A 20,776-nucleotide genomic window follows, 5' to 3' on the forward strand; every position below is an offset into this window, starting at 1 on the left:
GTTCAGCGCTCCTTCGACCGGTCCATCGTGTCGTAGCCGTGGTCCAGCTCGCGTCCGCGCGTCTCGATCAGGCGGGCGAAGAACACGGTCGCCAGGAACGCGACCAACCCCAGCGCCAGCGCGATCTCGAGATACAGGACGTCGCCGGTGGCGATCACGCGCAGCCCGATCACGCCCATCGCCAGCACCGTCAGCAGGTCCAGCGCGACCACCCGGTCGGCCAGGCTCGGCCCCTTGATCAGGCGCACGAAGGTCAGCAGCAGCGAAACGCCGATCAGCACCACGGCAACCGCGACCGCGCCGTCCAGAAAGCTGGTGACTTCGCTGAACGGGTTCATTGCAGCGCCTTTCGGATCGGATCCTCGAAGGTTTCCTTCATGTCGCGCTTCTCTGCCTCGGCCTCCTCGGTGTCCATGGCGTGGACGTAGAGGGTGCCGCGGTCGTCCGAGACGTCGAGCGACAGCGTGCCGGGGGTGAGCGAGATCAGGTTGGCGAACAGGGTCACGCCCAGGTCGTGCTTGACGTCCAGCGGCACCGCCAGGATCGCCGAGCGGAACTTGAGCCCAGGGGTCAGCACCAGCATCGCCACGGTGGTGGCTGAGGCGATCAGTTCCCAGACGAATATCAGCATCAGCCGCAGGATCCGCCACGGCCGCCGAAAGTAGGTGTCGTCGCCCCACATCTTCCAGGGCAGCCACAGCGCCAGGTACGCCAGCACGAAGCCGACCGTGAGGTTGAGCAGCGAGAACGCGCCGGTGGTCAGCGACCAGGCGAGCGCGAGCACCACGTTCAGCGCGAACACGTTGAGCTGGGCCGTGCGCGGCACCTCGACGGTCTCGGCGTCGCTCACGGCGTTCTGCTGCGGTGGATTATGGCTCATGCGCCCTCCCCGCCCAGCACTGTGGAGATGTAAGGCTGGTGGTTGATCAACTCGTCCGCCGCCCGCTCCGACAGGGTCAGGAGCGGCTGGGCGTACAATCCGATCAGCAGCGTCGCAAGCGCGAGCACGGCGACCGGCAGCAGCGTCAGCCGCTGCTCGCCGCGGCTCATCTCGCCGGTCTCCAGGATCCCGGGGCCGGCGGCGGCCACGACGTGGTCCGGCTGCGCTTTCCAGAACGCGAGCGCCCACACCTTGGCCATCGAGTAGAGCGTCAACAGCCCGGTCACCAGCGCGGCCGCGGCGACGATATAGGCATCCGTCGCGAGCGCGGCCTTAACCAGGATCACCTTCGGCCAGAAGCCGGACAAGGGCGGCACGCCGGCAAGCGACATCGCGACGAAGAAGAACAGCAGCGCGATCCAGGGGTGCTTCAGATACAGCCCGCCCAGGTCGTTCAGCCCGGGCGCGCCGGCGAGCCGCTGAGCCACGCCCGCGACCATGAACAGCGCGGACATCACGATGATGTGGTGGACCGTGTAGTACAGCGCCCCGGCGAGGCCGAGCGCGGTGCCCAGGCCAACGCCGATCAGGATGAAGCCGATCCCGCTCACCAGGTTGAACGACAACACCCGGCGCACGTCGTCCTGCGCGATCGCGCCCAGTACGCCCACAAGCATGGTGGCGATGCCGGCGACCAGCAGCACGGCATAGGTGAACTCATGGGTTGGCGTGAACACCAGCGAGAACACCCGGATCAGCGCGTAGACGCCGACCTTGGTCAACAGCGCCGCGAACACCGCGGAGATCGCTGCAGCCGGCGTGTGGTAGCTGGCCGGCAGCCAGAAGTAGAGCGGGAACACCGCGGCCTTCATCGCGAAGGCGAGCAGGAACAGCGCCGCGATCGCCGTCAGCAGCCCCTGATCCGGGTGTCCCGGCACCACCTGCGCCAAGTCCGCCAGGTTGAGCGTGCCGGTCGCGCCGTACAGCAGGCCGATCGCCATCAGCAGCAGCGTGGTGGCGATCAGGTTGAGCAGCACGTACTTGACGCCGCCGTCGATCTGCTCGCGCTCGCCGCCGAGCGTGATCAACCCGAACGAGGCGATCACCATGACCTCGAACCAGACATACATGTTGAAGATGTCGCCGGTCATGAACGCGCCGCCCACGCCGGCGAGCAGCGCCTGGAACAGCGGGTGGAAACCGTTGCTTTCCCGGACGTGCCCGATGTCGCCCAGGGCGTAGACCGCGACTCCGAGTCCGATCAGCGCGGTCAGCGCCGCCATCGTGACCGACAGCGTGTCGGCGACGAAGGTGATGCCGAACGGCGCCGGCCAGTCGCCGGCCTGGACCGAGACGATGCCACCGGTCCAGACCTCCCGGAACAGCGCGAGGATACCGGCCGCGAGCACCGCGGTGCCCAGCAGCGACAGCGTGCGCTGCACGTCCGGACGGGTCCAGAAGATCAGGCACAGCGCGGCCGTCAGGATCGGGATCAGGACCGGCCAGAACAGCAGCCAGGCGATCATTCCGCGACCTCCGGCAGGCGCGCGGGATCACGGTCGGCCTGGCGCCCGGCCGCTCCGCTGGGCACCTGCTGACCCGGATAGGGCGGCTCCGCCAGGCGCATCGCATCGACGTCGACCGTGCGCATGGTGGCGAAGGCGCGGTAGCTCAGCACCAGCGCGAAGGCGAGCAGCGAGAAGCCGATCACGATCGCGGTGAGGATCAGCGCCTGCGGCAGCGGGTTGGCGATCACGCCCTCGGGCACGGCCACGTTCTCCGGCACGATCGGCGGCGCATCGCGGGTGACCCGGCCGCTGGTGAAGATCAGCAGGTTGGCGGCGTTCGACAGGATCGACACGCCCAGCATGATCCGGATCAGGTCGCGCGCCAGGATCAGGAAGACCGCACAGGCGACCAGGATGCCGACCGCGATGGCGAGGATGCTTTCCATGTCAGTCGCGCGCCTCCTCGAGCTCGAGCGCGATGGTGGTGAGGGCGCCCACGACGACCAGGTAGACCCCGATGTCGAACAACAGCGGCGTCGACAGCGCGACCTTCGCCTCGATCCCGAGCTTGGGGAAGTACCACAGGCCGGTCAGGAACGGCTGGCCCTGAATGCCCGACAGCACGCCCGACAGCGCGGCGAAGAACAGGCCCGCCCCGGCGACCGACAGGCCGGAGACGCGCAGACCGTGGCGCGCCCAGCTGCTGCCGAAGGCGACCGAATAGAGGATGATCCCGCTGGCCGCGATCAGCCCGCCGATGAACCCGCCGCCCGGCTCGTTGTGGCCCCGGTACAGGATGTAGATCGAGAACATCAGGATCAGGCTGGTCAATATCCGGGTGGCGGTATGCAGGATGACCGAGTTCACGCGTCACCTCCCGGGCTCTCGGCCGCGGCCGTGCGATGCGCCGGCTGAAGCTGCGCGCGCGCGGCCTTGCGCCGCGACAGCGCCAGGCGCACCAAGCCGAAGCAGGACAGGCCGGCGATCGTCACCACGAAGATCTCGCCCAGCGTGTCCAGCGCACGGAAGTCGACCAGGATAACGTTGACGATGTTGTGGCCGTGGGCGAGGGGCACCGAGTTTTCGATGAAGTACTCGCTGAGCCGCAGATCGAGCGGGCCCTGCACGGTCGTCAGCAGCACCAGGCTGATCGACGCGCCGACCGCGATCGCGATCGCGGCGTCGCGCAGCCGCCCCGCCCGGGCGCGGAAGGCGCTCACCTCCAGCGGTACGCGCATCAGCACCAGCACCAGGATCACGACCGTCAGCGTCTCCACCATGAACTGCGTGAACGCGAGGTCGGGGGCTGAGAACACCAGGAACAACAGCGCCACCGCATAGCCCACCACCCCGATCGCGGCGACCGCGGCGACCCGGCTGTAGACGATCGTCGCCACGACCGCGCCGCCGATCAGCAGCGCGAGCGCGATCACTTCGGTCAGATAGACGGTCGGGACCCGGAACTGGGTCGGCAGCCCGCCGACGGCGAACAGGGTCGCCAGCATGAACGCGGCGACCACGACGAAGGTCGCCATCAGGTAATGGCGCAGGTAGCCGGTCTGCTGCACCCGGGTGGCGGCGTAGGCGAGGCGCTCCAGGCCGGAAACCGCCTGGTCGTAGCCGCGATCCGGGCCCCAGCCGATCGCCTTCAGGATCGCGGCGATACCGGCGCGCATCTGCGGCCAGAACGCGAAGCCGAGCGCGCCCAGCGCGAGCGTGACGATGGAGAGGATCAGCGGCGGCTTGATGCCGTGCCAGAGGTACAGGCCCGCCGCCTGCTCCGCGACCGGCAGGCCGTTCAGGCTGGCCATCACCGGGGCCGCGACGAACTCGGAGGTGAGCGGAAAGCCGACGCCGCAGATCACCCCGAGCGCGGCCAGGACAATCGGGCCGATCAGCATCGACGGCGGCGCCTCATGCGGGTGGTGGGGGGTCGGCTTGTGCGCGCTCAGGAACGGGCGCAGGCCGACGATCCCGGCGGCAACCACGTTGAAGGCGTTGCCCAGCACGGCCGCGGCGGTGACCAGGATCAGCGCCGTCGCGCCGATGTGCAGGGTCGCCTCGTACATCACCTCCTTGGCGATGAACCCAACGAACGGAACGATCCCCGCCATCGACAGGCCGAGCAGCACGGCGACCGCAAAGGTCGCCGGCATCGGCCGCGCCAGCCCGCCCAGGCTCAGCGCGTCGCGCGTGCCGGTGCCGTGGTCGATCGACCCGGCGACCATGAACAGTCCACCCTTGTAGAAGGCGTGGGTGATCAGGAACAGCGCCATCGCCTTGAAGGCGTACTCGCCGCCCAGCCCGATCAGCATGGTGAGCGTGCCGAGGGCCGCCACGGTCGTATAGGCGAGCACCAGCTTCAGGTCGCTCTGGCGCATCGCCAGGAAGCCGCCGACCAGCATGGTGGCCGCGCCGAAGATCACCAGCGCGTAGAACCACAACTCGGTCCCGCCGAGCCCGGGCGACATCCGTGCCAGCAGGTAGACGCCGGCCTTCACCATGGTCGAGGAGTGCAGGTAGGCGCTGACCGGTGTCGGCGCTTCCATCGCGTTGGGCAGCCAGAAATGCAGCGGGAACTGCGCCGACTTGGAGAACGCGCCCAGCAGCACCAGGATCGTCATCGGCACGTAGAGCGCCGAGGAGGTCAGCACCTCCGGGTTGCTCAGGATCTCCGACAGCTCACTGGTGCCGGCCACCGAGGCCATGATCAGCAGACCCGCCAGCAACGCCAGCCCGCCGCCGCCGGTGACCACCAGCGCCTGCAGCGCCGCCCGGCGCGACCTCGGCGCGGTGTGGTTGAAGCCGATCAGCAGGAACGAGGTGATCGACGTCAGCTCCCAGAAGACGAACAGCGTGATCACGTTGTCCGCCAGCACGAGCCCGAGCATCGAGCCCATGAACGAGAGCAGATAGAGGAAGAACCGGCCGAGCTGCTGGTGCCCGTGCAGATAGCCGCCGGTGTAGAGCACGATGAACGTGCCGATCCCGGTGATCAGCAGGGCGAAGATCAGGCTCAGCCCGTCGAGGTAGAACGAAAGCGCGACGTCCAGACCAGGCACCCACTCGCTGGCGACGCGCACGCTTTCGCCGGCCGCGATCACCGGCAGGAATTGCGCGAAGTAGGCGAACAGCGCGGCCGGCAGGACGGCCAGCAGCCAGTGCACGCGCGCGCCCACGGCCCGTGTCAACCAGGGTGCCAGCGCACCCAATACGAACCCGGATATGACAGCAGATGACATCATGATCGGCGGACGGCCGCGCCCTTCGGTCCGTTGTCGTTATGTCGTCGGCGGACTGTCGTGCCCCCTGGCGCCCGCAACGTACTGACCGCCGCGACATGCACGCAAGTGATTCCGGCCACGCGTCCAGCGCAGGGCGGCCGCCCGACGGTTGCAGCCGTGGCGCGGCGGCTTTCCGGTCCGGTTGGGCGCGCCTGGATCGAAAATATGCTTTCCCGATCAGTTTAAACTTGTAATGCGTTAAGTTATCAGCTGGCCTAGGGTCGCTTGCATACTGGAGCATTCGAAATTGGAAGGTCGCCGATCGTTTGGGCGGCTTCTGATCTGGGAGAGTTGGGACGGTGCCATTGGACCACCGCGAGCCGCCGATCGTCGTCACGGGCGGCCTAGCTTGGTGTATCGCCGCCGGGACGCACGTGTTCGAGCAGATGCAGTTGCCGGGCGAGGTCGTCGCCGCCGACACGCCGGCCGCGGTGGCCGAGCGTCTGCACGCCGATCCGGGCGCCGCCGTCGTCTATGTCTGCGGCGCCGCGACGCCGCGCCACTTCCACGGTCTCGAACGACTGCGCGGCGAGCATCCGCACGCCCACCTGATCGCGGCCAGTCCCGAACCCGACATGAGCGTTGCCCAGCATGCGCGCGCACTTGGCCTGCTCGGCTACACCCATTTCGACGCCGCGCCGGAAGCGACCGCCGATGTGATCCAGCGGGTGCGCGCGGGTGAGCGGGCGTTCATGCCGGCCGACCAGCCGCCGTCGAGCCAGCCGCCGCGCCTGGCGGATCCGGACCTGGAGCGCCGGGTGCAGCGCCTGACCCGGCGTGAACGGCAGGTCATGGAACTGCTCGGCCAGGGCTTCGCCAACCGGGACATCGCCGAGGCGCTGGGCCTGCGCGAAGGCACCATCCGGATCTACGTCCACCGGGTCATCCGCCAGCTCGGCATGCGCAACCGGGTCGATGTGGCGCTCTGCGCAAGCCGGATGAACAAACCCGCGTAACCGCTTCCCCGATCGGGATTTCGCTTCCCCGCCGCCACGCGCTTCCCAAGCCGTGAACCGGCGTTCGGTTGCGTCGGGGCCGGCACGGCAGTAAGCTCGCGCCATGCTGGTCCGTTCCCGATGCCATTGGCCGGCATCGCGTTTGAGCCGACGGAGCCGCTGGTGGGCACCCACAAATAACAGCGACGGAGCGTAAAAAGCCGTCCCGCGCCCGCCACACGCGAAAACGAACCTGGGGAGGTTCACGATATGAGCGCTTTCCGCAAGCTAACCGCCGGGCTTGCCGGCCTGGCCGCCTGTGCGGTCGCGGTCCCCGCCACGGCGGCCGACGACACGCAATTCGACGGCACCATCACGCTGGGCGCCGCGATCTCGCTCACCGGCAAATACTCGACCAACGGCGGCCACACCAAGAAGGGCTACGACATGGCCGTCGACCGGATCAACTCGATGGGCGGCGTCGAGGTCGGCGACAAGACCTACAAGCTCGAGGTCAAGTACTACGACGACGAGTCCACGCCGGCGCGCGGCGCGCAGCTCGCCGAGCGGCTGATCCAGCAGGACGACGTGAAGTTCGTGCTCGGCCCCTACTCCTCCGGCATGACCAAGGCGATCGCCCCGGTCACGGAGGAACACGGCGTGCCCATGGTGGAGGCGAACGGTGCCTCCCGCTCGCTGTTCACGCAGGGCTACGACTACCTGTTCGCCGTGCTCTCGACCTCCGAGCAGTACCTGGCGAGCGCGGTCGACCTGCGCGCGGAGCTGGCCAGGAAGGACGGCATGAAGCCGTCCAACATGACCATCGCCGGGGTGTTCGAGAACGACCCGTTCAGCCAGGACATCCGCGCGGGCGTGCTCGCCGACGCCAAGGAATACGGCATGGAGATGGTGGTCGACGACAAGCTCCCGCCGGAGATCAACGACATGTCGTCGACCCTGATCAAGGTGAAGGCCACAAAGCCGGACATGCTGGTGGTCTCCGGCCACTCCAAGGGCGCGGCGCTGGCGATCCGGCAGATGTCGGAGATGCGGGTCAACGTGCCCATGCTGGCGATGACTCACTGCGACAGCGCGCAGATCATCAAGAAGTTCGGCGACAAGGCCGAGTACACGCTGTGCGCCAGCCAGTGGGCGCCGTCGCTGAAGTACGCGGACAAGTACTTCGGCGAGGCCAGCCAGTTCGCCAAGGACTTCAAGAAACGCTACGGCTATGCCCCGCCCTACCAGTCGGCGGAGTCCGCGGCGGCGGTCCTGGTCTACAAGAACGCCTTCGAGCGCGCGGATAGCTTGAACAAGAAGGCCGTCCGCGACGCGCTGCAGAAGACCGACATGATGACCTTCTATGGGCCGATCAACTTCGACGACACCGGCAAGAACATCGCCAAGCCCATGGTCCTCTACCAGGTTCAGGACGGCGAATATAAGGTCGTCGCACCGACCAAGTACGCCAACGCGGACGTCCGTTACCCGATGCCCAAGTGGTCGGAGCGCTAAGCCCGAAGGTTCGGCGATGACCTCCGGCCCGGCCGCACCGCCGTCGTTGGCGCGGGGGTGCGGCCGGGCCGGTTCTCGTCCCGATCCGTTCACCGTCACGGCGTCCGTTGTGCCTGGGCTGCCGGCTCGAACAGGCCGCGTGCGCCCGTGCCACGGTGCCCCGACCGCCGGAAGCGAGCCATGGACAACATCCAACTGCTGATCGAGACGCCGCCGTTCGCCCTGCAGCTGGTGATCGAGGGGGTCCTGCTGGGCGGCATCTTCGCGCTCGCCGCCTACGGCATGGCGCTCGTCTGGGGCGTCATGAACATCATCAACATCGTCCAGGGCGAATGGGTGATGCTGGGCGGATTCATCGCCTTCGCGCTAGCGCAGTGGGGCGGCGTGCCCAGCCTATTCGGGATCCCGGTCGCGGCCGCCGCGCTGTTCGCGATCGGCTGGCTGGCCTACCACACGATCATCTTCCGGATCGTCGACCGGGACCTGTTCACCTCGATCCTGGCGACCTTCGGGCTGTCGATCCTGTTCCAGCAGCTGATGAACCAGATCTTCGGCGCCGACGTGCGCACGCTGGAGAGCGGCCTGGGCAGCTGGTACTTCTTCAACTCGATGGTCTCGATCAGCCAGACCAAGGTGCTGGGCTTCGTGCTGGCCGGGGTGATCGCGGTCGTGCTGACGATTTTCATGCGCTCCTCGCGGATGGGTCAGGCGATCCGCGCGACCGCGCAGAACGCCCGCGCCGCGCGGATCCTCGGGATCGACACCGACCGGGTCTACGCCTTCACCTACGGCCTGAACGCGGCCGTCTGCGGGGCCGCCGGGGCGATCGTGGTGATGGCCTTCACCATCCACCCCTACCAGGGCCTGATCTACACCGTGCGCTCGTTCACCATCGTGGTGATCGCGGGGCTGGGCAACCTGCCGGGCGTGATCGCCTCGGCCTTCGGCCTCGGCATCGCCGAGCAGTACGCCGGGTTTACGCTGGGGGCGGAATTCCAGAACGCCTTCGTCTTCCTGCTGCTGGTGGTGATCCTGGTGGCCCGCAACCTGAAGCTTCAGCGCAGGCGGGAGGTGCTGCGATGAGCGCCGCGCAACTTGCCACGGCCGCCGGGCCGAAAGCCCGCGTAGCGGGCGGCTATACCGCGCTGCTGATCGTCTCGCTGCTCGCGCCGCTGGTGTTTCCCGCGTACGTGACCCAGTTCGCGTTCCTCTGGGTGCTGGTCGTGATCGCGCTTTGCTGGAACGTGATGGGCGGCGAGATGGGCTACAACTCGTTCGGCAACATCGTGTTCTTCGGGGTCGGCATGTATGCCACCTCGGTCGTGCAGGTCGGCCTGTACGGCGACGTCGGCGCCTACACCGCCGCCAAGGGCGGGCTCGCGCTGGACCTGACGGTGACGCAGTACTTCGTCGGCTTGGGCGTGGGCATGTTCGCGGGCGCGCTGCTGGCGGTCGCGCTCGCGGGTATCCTGGGTCTGGGCATGCTGGGCCTGCGCGGGCACTACTTCGCGATCGGCACGCTCGGCCTGGGCATCGCCGCGGCGGAGCTGGCCGCCGGCTGGGACTGGATCGGGGCGGGGTCGGGCATGGTGCCGCCCAACTATCCGGACGCCGCCGGGATCGACCGGACCACGGTGTTCTACTATCTCGCCTTCATCCTGGCGGTCGCGACCTTCTTCACCCTCAAGCGGCTGCGCCGGGGGCGCTTCGGCCTGGCCATCAACGCCATCCGCGACGACGAGGACAAGGCCGAGGCGATGGGTCTGCACACCACCCGCTACAAGACGGTGGCGTGGTGCGTCAGCGCCTTCTTCACCGCCTTCGCTGGCGGCATCGTGGGCAACATCGTTGGCTTCATCGACCCCCGCACGGTCGCCTTCGCCGGCGTCACCTACGGCGTCTGGATGGTCCTGATGACGGTGCTGGGCGGCAAGGGCACGCTCTGGGGCCCGGTCGTGGGCGCGGCCGTGTTCCACGTCACCCAGGAGCTGTTCTGGACCTACCTGCTGGGCTGGCAGCGGGTCGCGCTGGGCCTGCTGATCGTGCTGATCGTGGTGTTCTTCCCCAAGGGGATCGTCGGCTACATCCGCGACAAGTGGCCCGAGAAGTTCGGCTACACGGTCGACGAAAGCGCGACCGGGGCGGCCGCCGACCCCGCCCAGCAGGGAGGCACGCGATGAGCCCGCTGCTCGAGGTCAACAACGTCTCCAAGGCGTTTGGCGGCGTGCAGGCGAACCATGACATCTCCCTGCAGGTCGCCGACGGCGAGATCGCCGGCATCATCGGGCCGAACGGCTCGGGCAAGACGACGCTGTTCAACTCGATCGTGGGCGCCCACCCGATCGATCGGGGCTCGATCAAGTTCCGGGACGAGGAGCTGTCGCGCCTGCGCGTGCCGCACATCGCCCGGCGCGGGCTGCTGCGCACCTTCCAGCAGACCCGCATCTACAAGCAGATGACCTGCGTGGAGAACATGCTGATCTCCCGGCCGCACGCGAACGAGACGCTGGGCAGCATGCTCGCCGATTTCGACGAGGCGGACTACCGGGAAGCGGGCGAGCTGCTTGAGCTGGTCGGCCTGTACGCCAAGCGCAACCTGCAGGCGGGCGAACTGTCGTTCGGCCAGCAGAAGCTCTTGGAGTTCGCCATGGCGCTGATGAACAACCCCAAGATGCTGCTGCTCGACGAGCCCACCGCCGGGATCAACCCGACGCTGATCAACGGCCTCTTGGAGCGCCTGGTCTATGCCAACCGCGAGCTCGGCATCACGCTCCTGGTGATCGAGCACAACATGCGCGTGATCATGTCGCTGGCCCAGCGCATCTACTGCCTGGCGCACGGCCAGCTGCTGGCCGAAGGCGCGCCCGAGACGGTGCGTAACGACCCGCGGGTGATCGACGCCTACCTGGGCGGCCAGTAAGGGAGACCCACGATGGCGCAGCACAGCAGCGCCGAGCGCGCCGGGCTGACCAGCGCCCTGTCCGTCGACGAGGTCGCCCGGCAGGCCCAGCAGATGTCGGAGAACGCCCCCGACCGGGCGCGGCTGAACCAGCTCTGCCGCGGCGAGCCGCATCTGGAGGTCGCGGGGCTGACGGCCGGCTATGGCAAGATGGAGATCCTGCACGATTTCGATCTGTTGGTGGGATCGGGGCAGTCGCTCTGCCTGATCGGGCCGAACGGAGCCGGCAAGTCGACCGTCCTGCACTCCGTCTTCGGCTTCACCAACGTGTTCGACGGTCGGGTGAAGGTCCAGGGTGAGGACGTCACCCGTCTATCGCCGAAGGACAAGCTGGCGCGCGCGGGCATCGCCTATGTCCTGCAGGACAATTCGGTGTTCCCCGACCTCAGTGTCGAGGAAAACCTGCTGATGGGCGGTTACCTGCTGGACACCCGGAAGCAGGCCAAGCAGGCCGCCGAGCGGGTGTTCGAGAAGTACCCGCGCCTGGCCGACCGGAAGAACCAGCGCGCCGGCGTGCTGTCCGGCGGCGAACGGCGGCTGCTGGAGATCAGCCGGTCGCTGGTGATGGACCCGTCCGTGCTGCTGGTCGACGAGCCGTCGATTGGGCTGGAGCCGCGTTTCATCGAGATGGTCTTCGGCATCCTGGCCGACCTGAAGGAGACCGACCAGAAGACCATCCTGCTGGTCGAGCAGAACGCCAAGAAGGGCCTGGAGTTCGCCGACATCGGCTACGTCCTGGTTGCGGGCGAGCTCGCGATGGCGGGCCCGGGCACCGAACTGCTCGACGACGACGAGGTCGCCAAGCTGTTCCTGGGCGGCTGAAACGGGGGCGGCTGAAACGGGGGCGGCCGAGGGGGAATGCCCGCGCGCTTGCGCCGCACCGGGCTGTGCGCGTACAGCGGAACACGGTTAACCTGATACGCGACCCGGCTGCCGCGCCACGCGGTCGCGCCATCGCCGCGCGGGTTGCGCTGGGGTCGCATCACGCTGTTAGGAGATCTGCGCCATGGAACTGACCGGCGAATACACCATTCAGGCCGACCGTCAGAAGGTCTGGGAATCGCTCAACGACCCGGAAATCCTGAAACAGTGCATTCCGGGCTGCGAGGAGATCGAGCGGTCCGACGAAAACGAGTTCTCGGCCAAGGTGAAGGCCAAGGTGGGCCCGGTGAACTCGCGCTTCTCGGGCAAAGTGACGCTGTCCAACCTGAACCCGCCGGAGAGCTATACCATCTCCGGCGAGGGCAGCGGCGGCGCGGCCGGCTTCGCCAAGGGTGGCGCGGACGTCAAGCTGGAGGAGATCGACGCCAGCCAGACCAAGTTGTCCTACAAGGTCGACGCCCAGGTCGGCGGCAAGCTCGCCCAACTCGGCCAGCGGCTGATCCAGTCGACGGCGAATAAATACGCCAAGCAGTTCTTCGATAAGTTCGAGCAGGTGGTCGGCGAAGGCGCGGCCGCGGATGCCGCCGTGGCCGAGGGCGCGCAGAGCGCCCCCAGCGGCGGCACCGCCGAGGCCGGCGCCAGTAAGGCGGAATCCGACGCGGCGCACGCCGCCGCCCAGGCCGCCGGCACCTATCCCGAGACCGCCGGCGAAAACGCCCAGACCGCCCAGGCCGATCAACAGGCCCGAACCGAGGCGACCCAGAAGCAGCAGGGCAAGGACGTCGGCACCCGGGACGACAAGATGATCGTCCCCTACCCGGTTTGGGTCGTGGGCCTGATCGCGGTGGTGATCGCGCTGCTGGCGATCTTCGCGCTGTAGGCGCCCATCGGTAGGTGACGAGCAGTAGGCGCCCAGCAGGGGCGTTGGCGTATGATTTCGACTGGGAACGATGGGCGGCGGCCGCGCGCATGCGTGCGCTTGACCTGCAGTCGGGCGGCTCGCAAACTCTCAACTGGGCTAAACCGGTTCCCGGTCAGCGCACCGGGTAAGAAGCAACCTAATAACGCCGGCCTGCGGCGGTCCTCGCCGCGGTTCCGGCCGCGCCACATGAGGGAGGAACGTCATGCCCACCGTGACGATGACGGTGAACGGGCAGCAGGTCAGCCGCGACGTCGACCCGCGTACGCTGCTCGTGGATTTCATTCGCAACGAATTGCATCTGACCGGCACCCACGTCGGCTGCGACACCAGCCAGTGCGGCGCCTGCGTCGTCCATGTCGACGGCACCTCGCAAAAGGCCTGCACCATGCTGGCGATGCAGGCCGACGGGTGCGAGGTCGCCACGATCGAAGGGCTGGCCAAGAACGGCGAGCTTCACCCCATGCAGGCCGCGTTCAAGGAGCACCACGGGCTGCAGTGCGGTTTCTGCACCCCCGGCATGGTGATGAGCGCGGTCGATCTGGTGCAGCGCAACCCTGATCCGGACGAGCACGAGGTTCGGGAGTGGCTCGAGGGCAACATCTGCCGCTGCACCGGCTACCACAACATCGTCAAGGCGATTCAGCACGCCGCCAAGGAAATGAGGGGTTGAAGCCATGCCGGATACAGGTGCTCAGCGCGTCCTGCGCAAGGAAGACAACCGCTTCCTGACCGGTCGCGGCCGCTATACCGACGACTTCAACCGCCAGGGCCAGGCTTACGGCGTGTTCGTCCGCTCCGAGATGGCGCACGCGAAGATCAAGAGCGTCGACACCAGCCAGGCCGAGCAGGCGCCCGGCGTGGTCGCGGTGTTCACCGGTAAGGACATGGAGGCGGACGGGGTCGGCTCCCTGCCCTGCGGCTGGACCGTCACCGACCGGCACGGCAACCCGCACAAGGCGCCGCCGCACTGGCCGCTGGCGCGCGACAAGGTGCGCTACGTCGGCGATCAGGTCGCGTTCGTGATCGCGGAGACCGATGCCCAGGCACGCGACGCCGCGGAGTTGGTTGCGGTCGACTACGAACCGCTCGACGCCGTGGTCGAGACCGGCAAGGCGCTGAACGGTCCGCAGGTCCACGAAGAAGCGCCGGACAACCTGTGCTTCGACTGGGAGATCGGCGACAAGCAGGCGACCGACGACGCGTTCGCCAAGGCGGACCACGTCTCCAAGGTCGAGCTGGTCAACAACCGCTTGGTCCCCAACGCGATCGAGCCGCGCGCGGCGATCGGCGAGTACGATCCGGGCGGCGACGAGTATACGCTCTACTCGACCAGCCAGAATCCGCACCTGCTACGGCTGATCCTGTGCGCCTTCGTGCTCAACCTGCCGGAGCATAAGGTGCGCGTGGTCGCGCCCGACGTGGGCGGCGGCTTCGGCTCCAAGATCTACTGCTACGCCGAGGAAACAACCTGCGTCTGGGCGTCGAAGAAGCTCGACGGGCGTCCGGTCAAGTGGGTGGCCACCCGGACCGAGGCGTTCCAGGCGGACGCGCACGGCCGCGACCACATCACCACCGCCGAGATGGCGCTGGACAAGGACGGCAAGTTCCTTGGCATGCGCGTCGATACGATCGCCAACCTGGGCGCGTACCTGTCCAATTTCTCCACGGCCGTGCCGACCTACCTCTACGGCACGCTGCTCGCCGGGCAGTACAAGACGCCCGCGATCCACGGCAACGTCAAGGCGGTGTTCACCAACACCGCGCCGGTGGACGCCTACCGCGGCGCCGGACGGCCGGAGGCGACCTACGTCGTCGAGCGGCTGGTCGAGCGCTGCGCCCGGGACCTGAACATCGACCCCGCGGAAATCCGGCGGCGCAACTTCGTCCAGCCGGACGAGTTCCCGTACCAGACGCCGGTCGCGCTGACCTACGACAGCGGTCAGTACGAGTTGGCGCTGGACGAGGCGCTCAAGATGATCGACTACCGGAACTTCGCCCAGCGCCGGCAGGAGAGCGAGCGCCGGGGCAAGCTGCGCGGGATCGGCTTCTCCGCCTACATCGAGGCGTGCGGCATCGCCCCGTCGCAGGTCGTCGGTGCGCTCGGCGCCGGTGTCGGCCTGTGGGAGAGCGCGCAGGTCCGCTTCAACGCCACCGGCTCGATCTCCGTGTTCACCGGCAGCCACAGCCACGGCCAGGGCCACGAGACGACGTTCGCCCAGATGGTCGCCGACAAGTTCGGCACCGACTACAACAACGTCGACATCGTGCACGGCGATACCGGCCGGATCCCGATGGGCATGGGCACCTACGGCTCGCGCTCGCTCGCGGTCGGCGGCTCGGCGATCCTGCGCGCCTGCGACAAGGTCGTCGAGAAGGGCAAGAAGATCGCCGCGCACATGCTGGAAGCCTCGGTCGACGACATCGAGTTCGACCAGGGCACCTTCCGCGTCGCCGGCACCGACAAGCAGAAGTCGATCGGCGAGATCGCCTTCGCGGCCTACGTCCCGCACGACTTCCCGCAGGACGTCGAGCCCGGCCTGGACGAAACGGCGTTCTACGATCCCGCCAACTTCACCTACCCCTCGGGCGTGCACATCGCCGAGGTCGAGATCGATCCCGACACCGGCGAGACCCAGATCGCCGACTGGGTCGCGGTCGACGACTTCGGCCGGGTGATCAACCCGATGATCGTCGAGGGTCAGGTGCACGGCGGCATCGCCCAGGGCGTCGGCCAGGCGCTGTTGGAGAACACCGTCTACGACCCCGACAGCGGGCAGCTCGTCACCGGATCCTACCAGGACTACACGATGCCGCGCGCGGACGACCTGCCGTCCTTCCGGGTCGGCATGACGGAAACCCCGTGCCCGCACAATCCGGTCGGGGCCAAGGGCTGCGGCGAGGCAGGCGCGATCGCCGCCCCGGCGGCCCTGATGAACGCGATTACCGACGCGCTGGGCACCGAGGACATTCAGATGCCGGCGACCCGCGAGAAGGTCTGGCGGGTGGCGCAGCAGCGCCTGGCCCCGGCGGCCGAATAGGGAGGCGAGAAACGCCATGTATCAGTTCGACTATCACCGGCCGACCAGCCTGGACGAGGCTGCCCAGATCCTTTCTCAGGACGACGAGGCCTCGCTGCTTGCCGGCGGGCAGACCCTGCTGCCGACCATGAAGCAGCGGCTGGCCGCGCCCTCGCAGCTCGTCGACCTGTCCGGCATCGCCGAGCTCAAGGGCGTGCGGGAGGACAGCGGTCAGATCATCGTCGGCGCGATGACCCCGCATGATACGGTCGCCAACGACAAGACCGTGCAGGCCAAGATCCCCGGCCTCGCCCATCTGGCGGGCGAGATTGGCGATCCGCAGGTGCGCAACCGCGGCACCATCGGCGGCTCGCTCGCCAACAACGACCCGGCGTCCGACTATCCGGGCGCCGTGCTCGGCCTGGGGGCGACGGTCCGGACCAACAAGCGCGAGATCCCGGCCGACGACTTCTTCCTCGGCCTGTTCGAGACCGCGCTCGACGAGGGCGAGCTGATCAAGGAGGTCGCCTTCCCGGTGCCGAAGAAGAGCGCCTACGCCAAGTTCCACAACCCGGCCTCGCGCTATGCGATCGTCGGCGCCTTCGTGGCGTCGACCGAGCAGGGCGTCCGGGTGGCAATCACGGGGGCCGGCCCATGTGTGTTCCGGGTCCCGGAAATGGAGCAGGCGCTGAACTCGAACTGGTCGGCCGATGCGATCAAGGACATCAAGGTCGCGGCGGACGATTTCAACACCGACCTGCATGCCAGCGCGGATTACCGGGCCCACCTGGTCACCGTGATGGCCAAGCGGGCAGTGCAGGCCGCCGGCTGATCCGGATAAATCTTGTCGAGAGCGAAATGCCTGAAGGCCATAGCGGCCTTCAGGCTGAATTTCATTCTGACTGCTTAGTTTGAGGGCAAGCCCCGGCAACCGGCCCGGGTCCCGCGCCGCGCGCGTGGGGCCCGGGGCGTTTGCGTCCGGGCGGGGCGCGCGTCACACTCTCTCAGGCACGCGCGAACGCGCACACGAACCCCGCAACCACGAAGCCGCCCCTCATGCGCCGCTGGCTGCTTTGGCTGCCGCTGTCGGTTCTGACCGTCGTTGGGCTCGCGATCGGGGCGCTATTGCTCGCCCGGACCGAGATCGCGGAGCTGGCGGCGCGCGAGCTGCTGGAGCGTCGCGGCTTTCCCAATGCTCAGATGACGGTCGCGCGGCTGACGCACGAACGCCTGGAGCTGACCGACGTCGATTTGGGCCCGGGCGCGCCCGAGGCCGCCCGGATCGCCGTCGTCTACACCCTGAGCGGCCTGCTGGACGGCCGCATCGAGCGGCTGGAGGTCGACGGTCCGCAGGTCACGGTCGATTTAACGGCGGATCAGCCGCTCGGCGGCCTCCTGGGCGCATTGCCGTCGGGCCCGGCCGAGGCCGCGGCCGGCCCGGCGACCGTGCCGCGCCTGCCCGAACCTGTGCCGACCGTGCTGCTGCGCAACGCCGCGGTCGAGGTGCGCGGTGCGCGGGCCACGGTGCAGATGTCGCTGAGCGGCCGGATCGACCGGCGCGACGGCGAGACCCGCGCCACGCTGCACGGTCAGGTGCGCACCCCGCACACCACCGCCGATGTCAGCCTCGATGCCCGCCAGCTTGGATTGGAACCGCGGCTGTTCGTGGAGGTGACCGGGCGCAGCGAACTGGCCCGCCTGCCCTGGCCGGACGCGCTGGCGCATCGGCCGGCCGGCGGCACGCTCGATTTCTCGCTGACCGGCGAGCTGCAGTTCCCGGCGCCCGGCAGCGCGCTCACGCTCGACAATCTGGTCCGCCCGGCCTCCCGGCTTGCCCTGCAGCTGTCGGTCGAGCGGCTGGAGCTGCCCGGGCTGGCGCACGGCGTGGCGGCGCGCAGCAAGGTCCATCTGGCGGTTTCGGACGGTGCCCTCGTGGCGCGCCTGGTTGACCCGGCGACCCTCAGCACCGACGGGGTGCAGGCCGCGCGCCTCACCGAGCTTGGTCTGCCGCAGGACGCAGCGCAAATGCTCGCCCGGTTCCGGACCGTGGCGCTGACCCCCTGGACCGGCGGGCACGAAGTCCTGGAACTGCACGCTGTCGACGCGGCGTCCGGGACGCCGGACGGCGCGGCCTGGCGTTGGAACGGCCGGGCCAGCCTGCTGGCCGGGGGTGCGCAGATGGACGAAGCCGAGTTGCGCGTGCGCGCGGCGGCGACCGGTACTCTGGCCCGCGGGTTCGGCTTGCAGGTCGCCCGCGTCGACCGCCTGGAGGCGCAGGCCCGCCGCCTCGCCTACGGTCCGCACCGGCTCGACCGTGCCAGCTTTACCGGCCAGGCAACCATCAAGCCGGGCGGCCTGACGCTCGACGGGACGCTGCACGCCGACGGCATCTCGATCGTCGCCGGCGCCCAGCGGGTCGACGGCATCCGCGTGGCCGCGCCGCTCGCCGTCCGTGCCACGGCGGCGGGCACCCGGCTTACGCTGTCGGACGCCGCAACGGTGACCATGCGCGATGTGCCGGACACCCGGCCGGTGGTCCTGGACACGCCGGTCAAGCTCACGGTCACCGGGCTGGAAGCGACCGCCGCGGCCGGACAGGTGCAGGCGTCGTTTCGGGTCGCGCCCGGGACGCTCGACGCCACGTTGCTGCGCCGCGACGCCGGCGATCTCACCGCCCATTTCGCGCCTGGGCCGATCTCGTTCGCGCTGGAGAGCCTGACACCGCTCAAGGCGCGCGTCGGGTTCGACGGCGGGACGCTGAAGATCCCGGGCGAACGGATCGCCGCGCGCGAGGTCTCCGCCGAGTTCAAGCAGGGCTACGGCAACCCGGTCGCCCTGATCACCCTGGGCCATCTGACCCACGGCGGCGACCCCGCAGCGCTCGCGCCCAGCCTGGTGTGGATGCAGTTGCACGCGACCGGCGACCAGGGCTGGCGCGTGGTCGGCCAGCAGATCGTCAAGGGCACGGCTATCCGCCTGCCGTTCGCCGCGCGCACCGACGCAGACGCGCGCAACGGTCAGGCGACGATCGGCCCGGTCAACGCCCGTTTCGTGCCCGAAGGCCTGCAGCCGGGCCGGATCTCGCCTTGGCTTGGCGCCCGGGTGCGCAATGCCGAAGGCCAGTTGGGTATGCGCGGCGAACTCGCCTGGACGCCGGCCGGACTGACCAGTTCGGCGACACTGGCGGCCACCGACCTCGGCTTCACGGCCGACGCCGTGACGGTCAGCGGCCTGACCGGCACCGTGTTCTTCGACAGCCTGACACCGCCGGACACGCCGGCGAACCAGCGCCTGACCGCCGACGCCGTTACCGCAGGGGTGCCGCTCGAGAACGTCGAGATCGTGTTCGACGTCGACAGTCCGGAGGGCGGCGCGCCGGTGCTGCGGCTGGCCCGCGCCGGCGGCACGCTGGCCGGAGGCGACGTGTTCGTGCGCGACGCCGAGCTACGGCTGGGTGCCAAGACCAATCGCGTGACCGTTCAGGTTCGTGACGTCTCGATGAGCAAGCTGGTCGGGCTTCTCGAGGTCGAAGGCCTGCGGGCCGATGGCACGCTGGCCGGCGAGATTCCGCTGCGGTTCGGACCCGGCGGCCTGCAGATCGACCGGGGCAAGCTCGCCGCCGTCGACAACGGACGGATCCAGCTCGAGTTCGGCGCGGCGCAGGACACACTGGCCGGCCAGGGCCAATCGGTCGGCCTGATGGTGCGCGCCCTGCAGGACTTCCATTACGATGTGCTGTCGCTGACGGTGACCCGCCCGAAGACCGGGAACCTTGCGCTTGGCATCACCATGCAGGGCAACAATCCGGACGTGCTCGACGGCTATCCGTTCAAGTTCAACATCGATCTGACCGGCGACCTCGAGCCGATCCTGGCGGCGCTGCAGACCGGCCGGCGCCTGACCACCGACCTGCTGCAGCGCGCGCTGGAGAACCGCGGGGCGGGCGATGTCCAGATCCAGTAGCCGTGCGCGCGGTTTCGCATTTGTCTCGACCCGCCCCGCAGGCGTAGGCTCTTGCCGGAGACGGTCTTATCTGAAATCATATTTGCATGTGAATTTGGAGATAGTTGCCCGTGCGCATTCCCTGGCCAACAACCTGTGCTGCCCCGCTGGTCGCCGCCGGCCTGCTGCTCGCGGCCTGTCAGCCGACCGTCAAGGTCCAAGCGCCCGACAAGCCGATCACCATCAACCTCAACGTCAAGCTCGACGCCGAGGTGCGGGTGAAGCTGGAGGAGAAGGCGGAAGAGGACATCCAGAAGAATCCGGATATCTTCTAGCCGTGGGCGCTTCGCCCGTCCCGTCGCCGTCGAGCACGCGCAAGAGCACGCCCGGTCGCGCGCCGCGGGGCGACGCATCTTGACCTGCGCAATTGGAAAGCCGCCGCCCATGTTGCACCGCCGATCCTTTCTAGCCGCCCTTGCCGGCCTGACGGTCGCCCTCGCCAGCTTCGGCGCGAGCGGCCCGGCCGCGGCCGCCTCGCTTGACGAACTGCGCAGGCAAGGCGTGATCGCCGAGCGCTGGGACGGCTACGTCGAGGTCAGGGTGAGCAACCCGCCGCCAGAGGCTAAGCAGATCGTCGAGCGGGTCAACGCGGAGCGCCGCGAGCTCTACCGGAAGCGCGCCGAGCAGCAGGGCGTCTCTCCGGAAGCGGTCGCCAAGATTTACGCGCCGAAGATCCTGGAGAAGGCGCCCGTGGGCACCTATTTCAAGAAGCCGGACGGGAGTTACGTCCGCAAGTAGGCGCGCTTGCCGGGGGGTCAGGCGTCTGCTAGAGCAAAATTCACGATGAAGGTCGAGCCGACCTTCATCGATTTTGCTCTAATTGCTTGAAGAGAGAGCAGGATTCAGCTGAAAGGTGGCTTCACCTTTCGGCA

At 68.3% G+C, this 20,776-nt stretch carries 19 protein-coding genes; 13 read left to right on the plus strand and 6 right to left on the minus strand.

Annotated features, from left to right (window positions below; translation table 11 throughout):
- Nucleotides 1-2 precede the first annotated feature (2 nt).
- Genes CKO28_RS08675 through CKO28_RS08700 form a run of 6 tightly spaced genes read right to left on the minus strand, consistent with a single transcriptional unit; the run spans nucleotide 3 to nucleotide 5,633 of the window.
- Complete coding sequence (locus CKO28_RS08675; RefSeq protein WP_200340242.1) at nucleotides 3-338, minus strand: MrpF/PhaF family protein; 336 nt, start codon at nucleotides 336-338, stop codon at nucleotides 3-5.
- A complete protein-coding gene (locus CKO28_RS08680; protein ID WP_200340243.1) occupies nucleotides 335-880 on the minus strand; it encodes a Na+/H+ antiporter subunit E in 546 nt (181 codons plus the stop codon). Before CKO28_RS08680 ends, CKO28_RS08675 begins: the two co-directional genes overlap by 4 nt.
- Entirely contained in the window at nucleotides 877-2,406 is a 1,530-nt protein-coding gene (locus CKO28_RS08685; RefSeq protein ID WP_200340244.1) for a Na+/H+ antiporter subunit D, read from the minus strand. The genes CKO28_RS08680 and CKO28_RS08685 overlap by 4 nt, the downstream gene beginning before the upstream one ends.
- A complete protein-coding gene (locus CKO28_RS08690) occupies nucleotides 2,403-2,834 on the minus strand; it encodes a Na+/H+ antiporter subunit C (protein ID WP_200340245.1) in 432 nt (143 codons plus the stop codon). The genes CKO28_RS08685 and CKO28_RS08690 overlap by 4 nt, the downstream gene beginning before the upstream one ends.
- Before the next feature lies 1 nt (nucleotide 2,835).
- Nucleotides 2,836-3,255 carry a Na+/H+ antiporter subunit B gene (locus tag CKO28_RS08695; protein WP_200340246.1) on the minus strand — a complete coding sequence of 140 codons (420 nt, stop codon included), beginning with the start codon at nucleotides 3,253-3,255 and terminating at the stop codon, nucleotides 2,836-2,838.
- Entirely contained in the window at nucleotides 3,252-5,633 is a 2,382-nt protein-coding gene (locus CKO28_RS08700; protein ID WP_207168779.1) for a putative monovalent cation/H+ antiporter subunit A, read from the minus strand. Before CKO28_RS08700 ends, CKO28_RS08695 begins: the two co-directional genes overlap by 4 nt.
- A gap of 338 nt (nucleotides 5,634-5,971) precedes the next feature.
- Here CKO28_RS08700 and CKO28_RS08705 point away from each other — a divergent pair, with 338 nt between their 5' ends.
- From CKO28_RS08705 to CKO28_RS08765, 13 genes are all read left to right on the plus strand, one after another.
- Nucleotides 5,972-6,628 carry a LuxR C-terminal-related transcriptional regulator gene (locus tag CKO28_RS08705; protein ID WP_200340248.1) on the plus strand — a complete coding sequence of 219 codons (657 nt, stop codon included), beginning with the start codon at nucleotides 5,972-5,974 and terminating at the stop codon, nucleotides 6,626-6,628.
- A 249-nt stretch (nucleotides 6,629-6,877) separates the two neighbouring features.
- Nucleotides 6,878-8,122, plus strand: a complete 1,245-nt coding sequence (locus CKO28_RS08710) for an amino acid ABC transporter substrate-binding protein (RefSeq protein WP_200340249.1) — start codon at nucleotides 6,878-6,880, stop codon at nucleotides 8,120-8,122.
- A gap of 180 nt (nucleotides 8,123-8,302) precedes the next feature.
- Nucleotides 8,303-9,205, plus strand: a complete 903-nt coding sequence (locus CKO28_RS08715; protein WP_200340250.1) for a branched-chain amino acid ABC transporter permease — start codon at nucleotides 8,303-8,305, stop codon at nucleotides 9,203-9,205.
- Nucleotides 9,202-10,302, plus strand: coding sequence for a branched-chain amino acid ABC transporter permease (locus tag CKO28_RS08720; protein WP_200340251.1), 1,101 nt, complete (start codon nucleotides 9,202-9,204; stop codon nucleotides 10,300-10,302). The genes CKO28_RS08715 and CKO28_RS08720 overlap by 4 nt, the downstream gene beginning before the upstream one ends.
- Nucleotides 10,299-11,042: an ABC transporter ATP-binding protein gene (locus CKO28_RS08725; RefSeq protein ID WP_200340273.1), complete on the plus strand. Its 744-nt coding sequence runs from the start codon at nucleotides 10,299-10,301 to the stop codon at nucleotides 11,040-11,042. The genes CKO28_RS08720 and CKO28_RS08725 overlap by 4 nt, the downstream gene beginning before the upstream one ends.
- Before the next feature lie 12 nt (nucleotides 11,043-11,054).
- Entirely contained in the window at nucleotides 11,055-11,903 is an 849-nt protein-coding gene (locus CKO28_RS08730) for an ABC transporter ATP-binding protein (RefSeq protein WP_200340252.1), read from the plus strand.
- Nucleotides 11,904-12,087: 184 nt separating this feature from the next.
- The gene (locus tag CKO28_RS08735) at nucleotides 12,088-12,843 is read left to right on the plus strand and encodes an SRPBCC family protein (protein ID WP_200340253.1); all 756 of its coding nucleotides are present in this window, start codon (nucleotides 12,088-12,090) and stop codon (nucleotides 12,841-12,843) included.
- Between the two features lie 244 nt (nucleotides 12,844-13,087).
- Nucleotides 13,088-13,555 (plus strand): (2Fe-2S)-binding protein, encoded by a 468-nt coding sequence (locus CKO28_RS08740; protein WP_200340254.1) that lies wholly within the window; start codon nucleotides 13,088-13,090, stop codon nucleotides 13,553-13,555.
- Nucleotides 13,556-13,559: 4 nt separating this feature from the next.
- Nucleotides 13,560-15,923, plus strand: coding sequence for a xanthine dehydrogenase family protein molybdopterin-binding subunit (locus CKO28_RS08745; protein ID WP_200340255.1), 2,364 nt, complete (start codon nucleotides 13,560-13,562; stop codon nucleotides 15,921-15,923).
- 16 nt (nucleotides 15,924-15,939) lie between these two features.
- Entirely contained in the window at nucleotides 15,940-16,734 is a 795-nt protein-coding gene (locus CKO28_RS08750) for an FAD binding domain-containing protein (protein WP_200340256.1), read from the plus strand.
- A gap of 224 nt (nucleotides 16,735-16,958) precedes the next feature.
- Nucleotides 16,959-19,865: an intermembrane phospholipid transport protein YdbH family protein gene (locus tag CKO28_RS08755; RefSeq protein WP_200340257.1), complete on the plus strand. Its 2,907-nt coding sequence runs from the start codon at nucleotides 16,959-16,961 to the stop codon at nucleotides 19,863-19,865.
- Nucleotides 19,866-19,975: 110 nt separating this feature from the next.
- A complete protein-coding gene (locus tag CKO28_RS08760) occupies nucleotides 19,976-20,179 on the plus strand; it encodes a YnbE family lipoprotein (RefSeq protein WP_338050086.1) in 204 nt (67 codons plus the stop codon).
- 109 nt (nucleotides 20,180-20,288) lie between these two features.
- Nucleotides 20,289-20,642, plus strand: a complete 354-nt coding sequence (locus CKO28_RS08765; protein ID WP_200340258.1) for a YdbL family probable chaperone protein — start codon at nucleotides 20,289-20,291, stop codon at nucleotides 20,640-20,642.
- Nucleotides 20,643-20,776: the final 134 nt, after the last annotated feature.

The sequence above is a fragment of the Rhodovibrio sodomensis genome (assembly GCF_016583645.1).
Lineage (GTDB): Bacteria > Pseudomonadota > Alphaproteobacteria > Kiloniellales > Rhodovibrionaceae > Rhodovibrio > Rhodovibrio sodomensis.

Coding starts and splice junctions, on each gene's coding strand:
- CKO28_RS08675 (WP_200340242.1), bottom strand. CDS start 338: ATGAACCCGTTCAGCGAAGTCACCAGCTTTCTGGACGGCGCGGTCGCG.
- CKO28_RS08680 (WP_200340243.1), bottom strand. CDS start 880: ATGAGCCATAATCCACCGCAGCAGAACGCCGTGAGCGACGCCGAGACC.
- CKO28_RS08685 (WP_200340244.1), bottom strand. CDS start 2,406: ATGATCGCCTGGCTGCTGTTCTGGCCGGTCCTGATCCCGATCCTGACG.
- CKO28_RS08690 (WP_200340245.1), bottom strand. CDS start 2,834: ATGGAAAGCATCCTCGCCATCGCGGTCGGCATCCTGGTCGCCTGTGCG.
- CKO28_RS08700 (WP_207168779.1), bottom strand. CDS start 5,633: ATGATGTCATCTGCTGTCATATCCGGGTTCGTATTGGGTGCGCTGGCA.
- CKO28_RS08710 (WP_200340249.1), top strand. CDS start 6,878: ATGAGCGCTTTCCGCAAGCTAACCGCCGGGCTTGCCGGCCTGGCCGCC.
- CKO28_RS08715 (WP_200340250.1), top strand. CDS start 8,303: ATGGACAACATCCAACTGCTGATCGAGACGCCGCCGTTCGCCCTGCAG.
- CKO28_RS08720 (WP_200340251.1), top strand. CDS start 9,202: ATGAGCGCCGCGCAACTTGCCACGGCCGCCGGGCCGAAAGCCCGCGTA.
- CKO28_RS08725 (WP_200340273.1), top strand. CDS start 10,299: ATGAGCCCGCTGCTCGAGGTCAACAACGTCTCCAAGGCGTTTGGCGGC.
- CKO28_RS08730 (WP_200340252.1), top strand. CDS start 11,055: ATGGCGCAGCACAGCAGCGCCGAGCGCGCCGGGCTGACCAGCGCCCTG.
- CKO28_RS08735 (WP_200340253.1), top strand. CDS start 12,088: ATGGAACTGACCGGCGAATACACCATTCAGGCCGACCGTCAGAAGGTC.
- CKO28_RS08740 (WP_200340254.1), top strand. CDS start 13,088: ATGCCCACCGTGACGATGACGGTGAACGGGCAGCAGGTCAGCCGCGAC.
- CKO28_RS08745 (WP_200340255.1), top strand. CDS start 13,560: ATGCCGGATACAGGTGCTCAGCGCGTCCTGCGCAAGGAAGACAACCGC.
- CKO28_RS08750 (WP_200340256.1), top strand. CDS start 15,940: ATGTATCAGTTCGACTATCACCGGCCGACCAGCCTGGACGAGGCTGCC.
- CKO28_RS08755 (WP_200340257.1), top strand. CDS start 16,959: ATGCGCCGCTGGCTGCTTTGGCTGCCGCTGTCGGTTCTGACCGTCGTT.
- CKO28_RS08765 (WP_200340258.1), top strand. CDS start 20,289: ATGTTGCACCGCCGATCCTTTCTAGCCGCCCTTGCCGGCCTGACGGTC.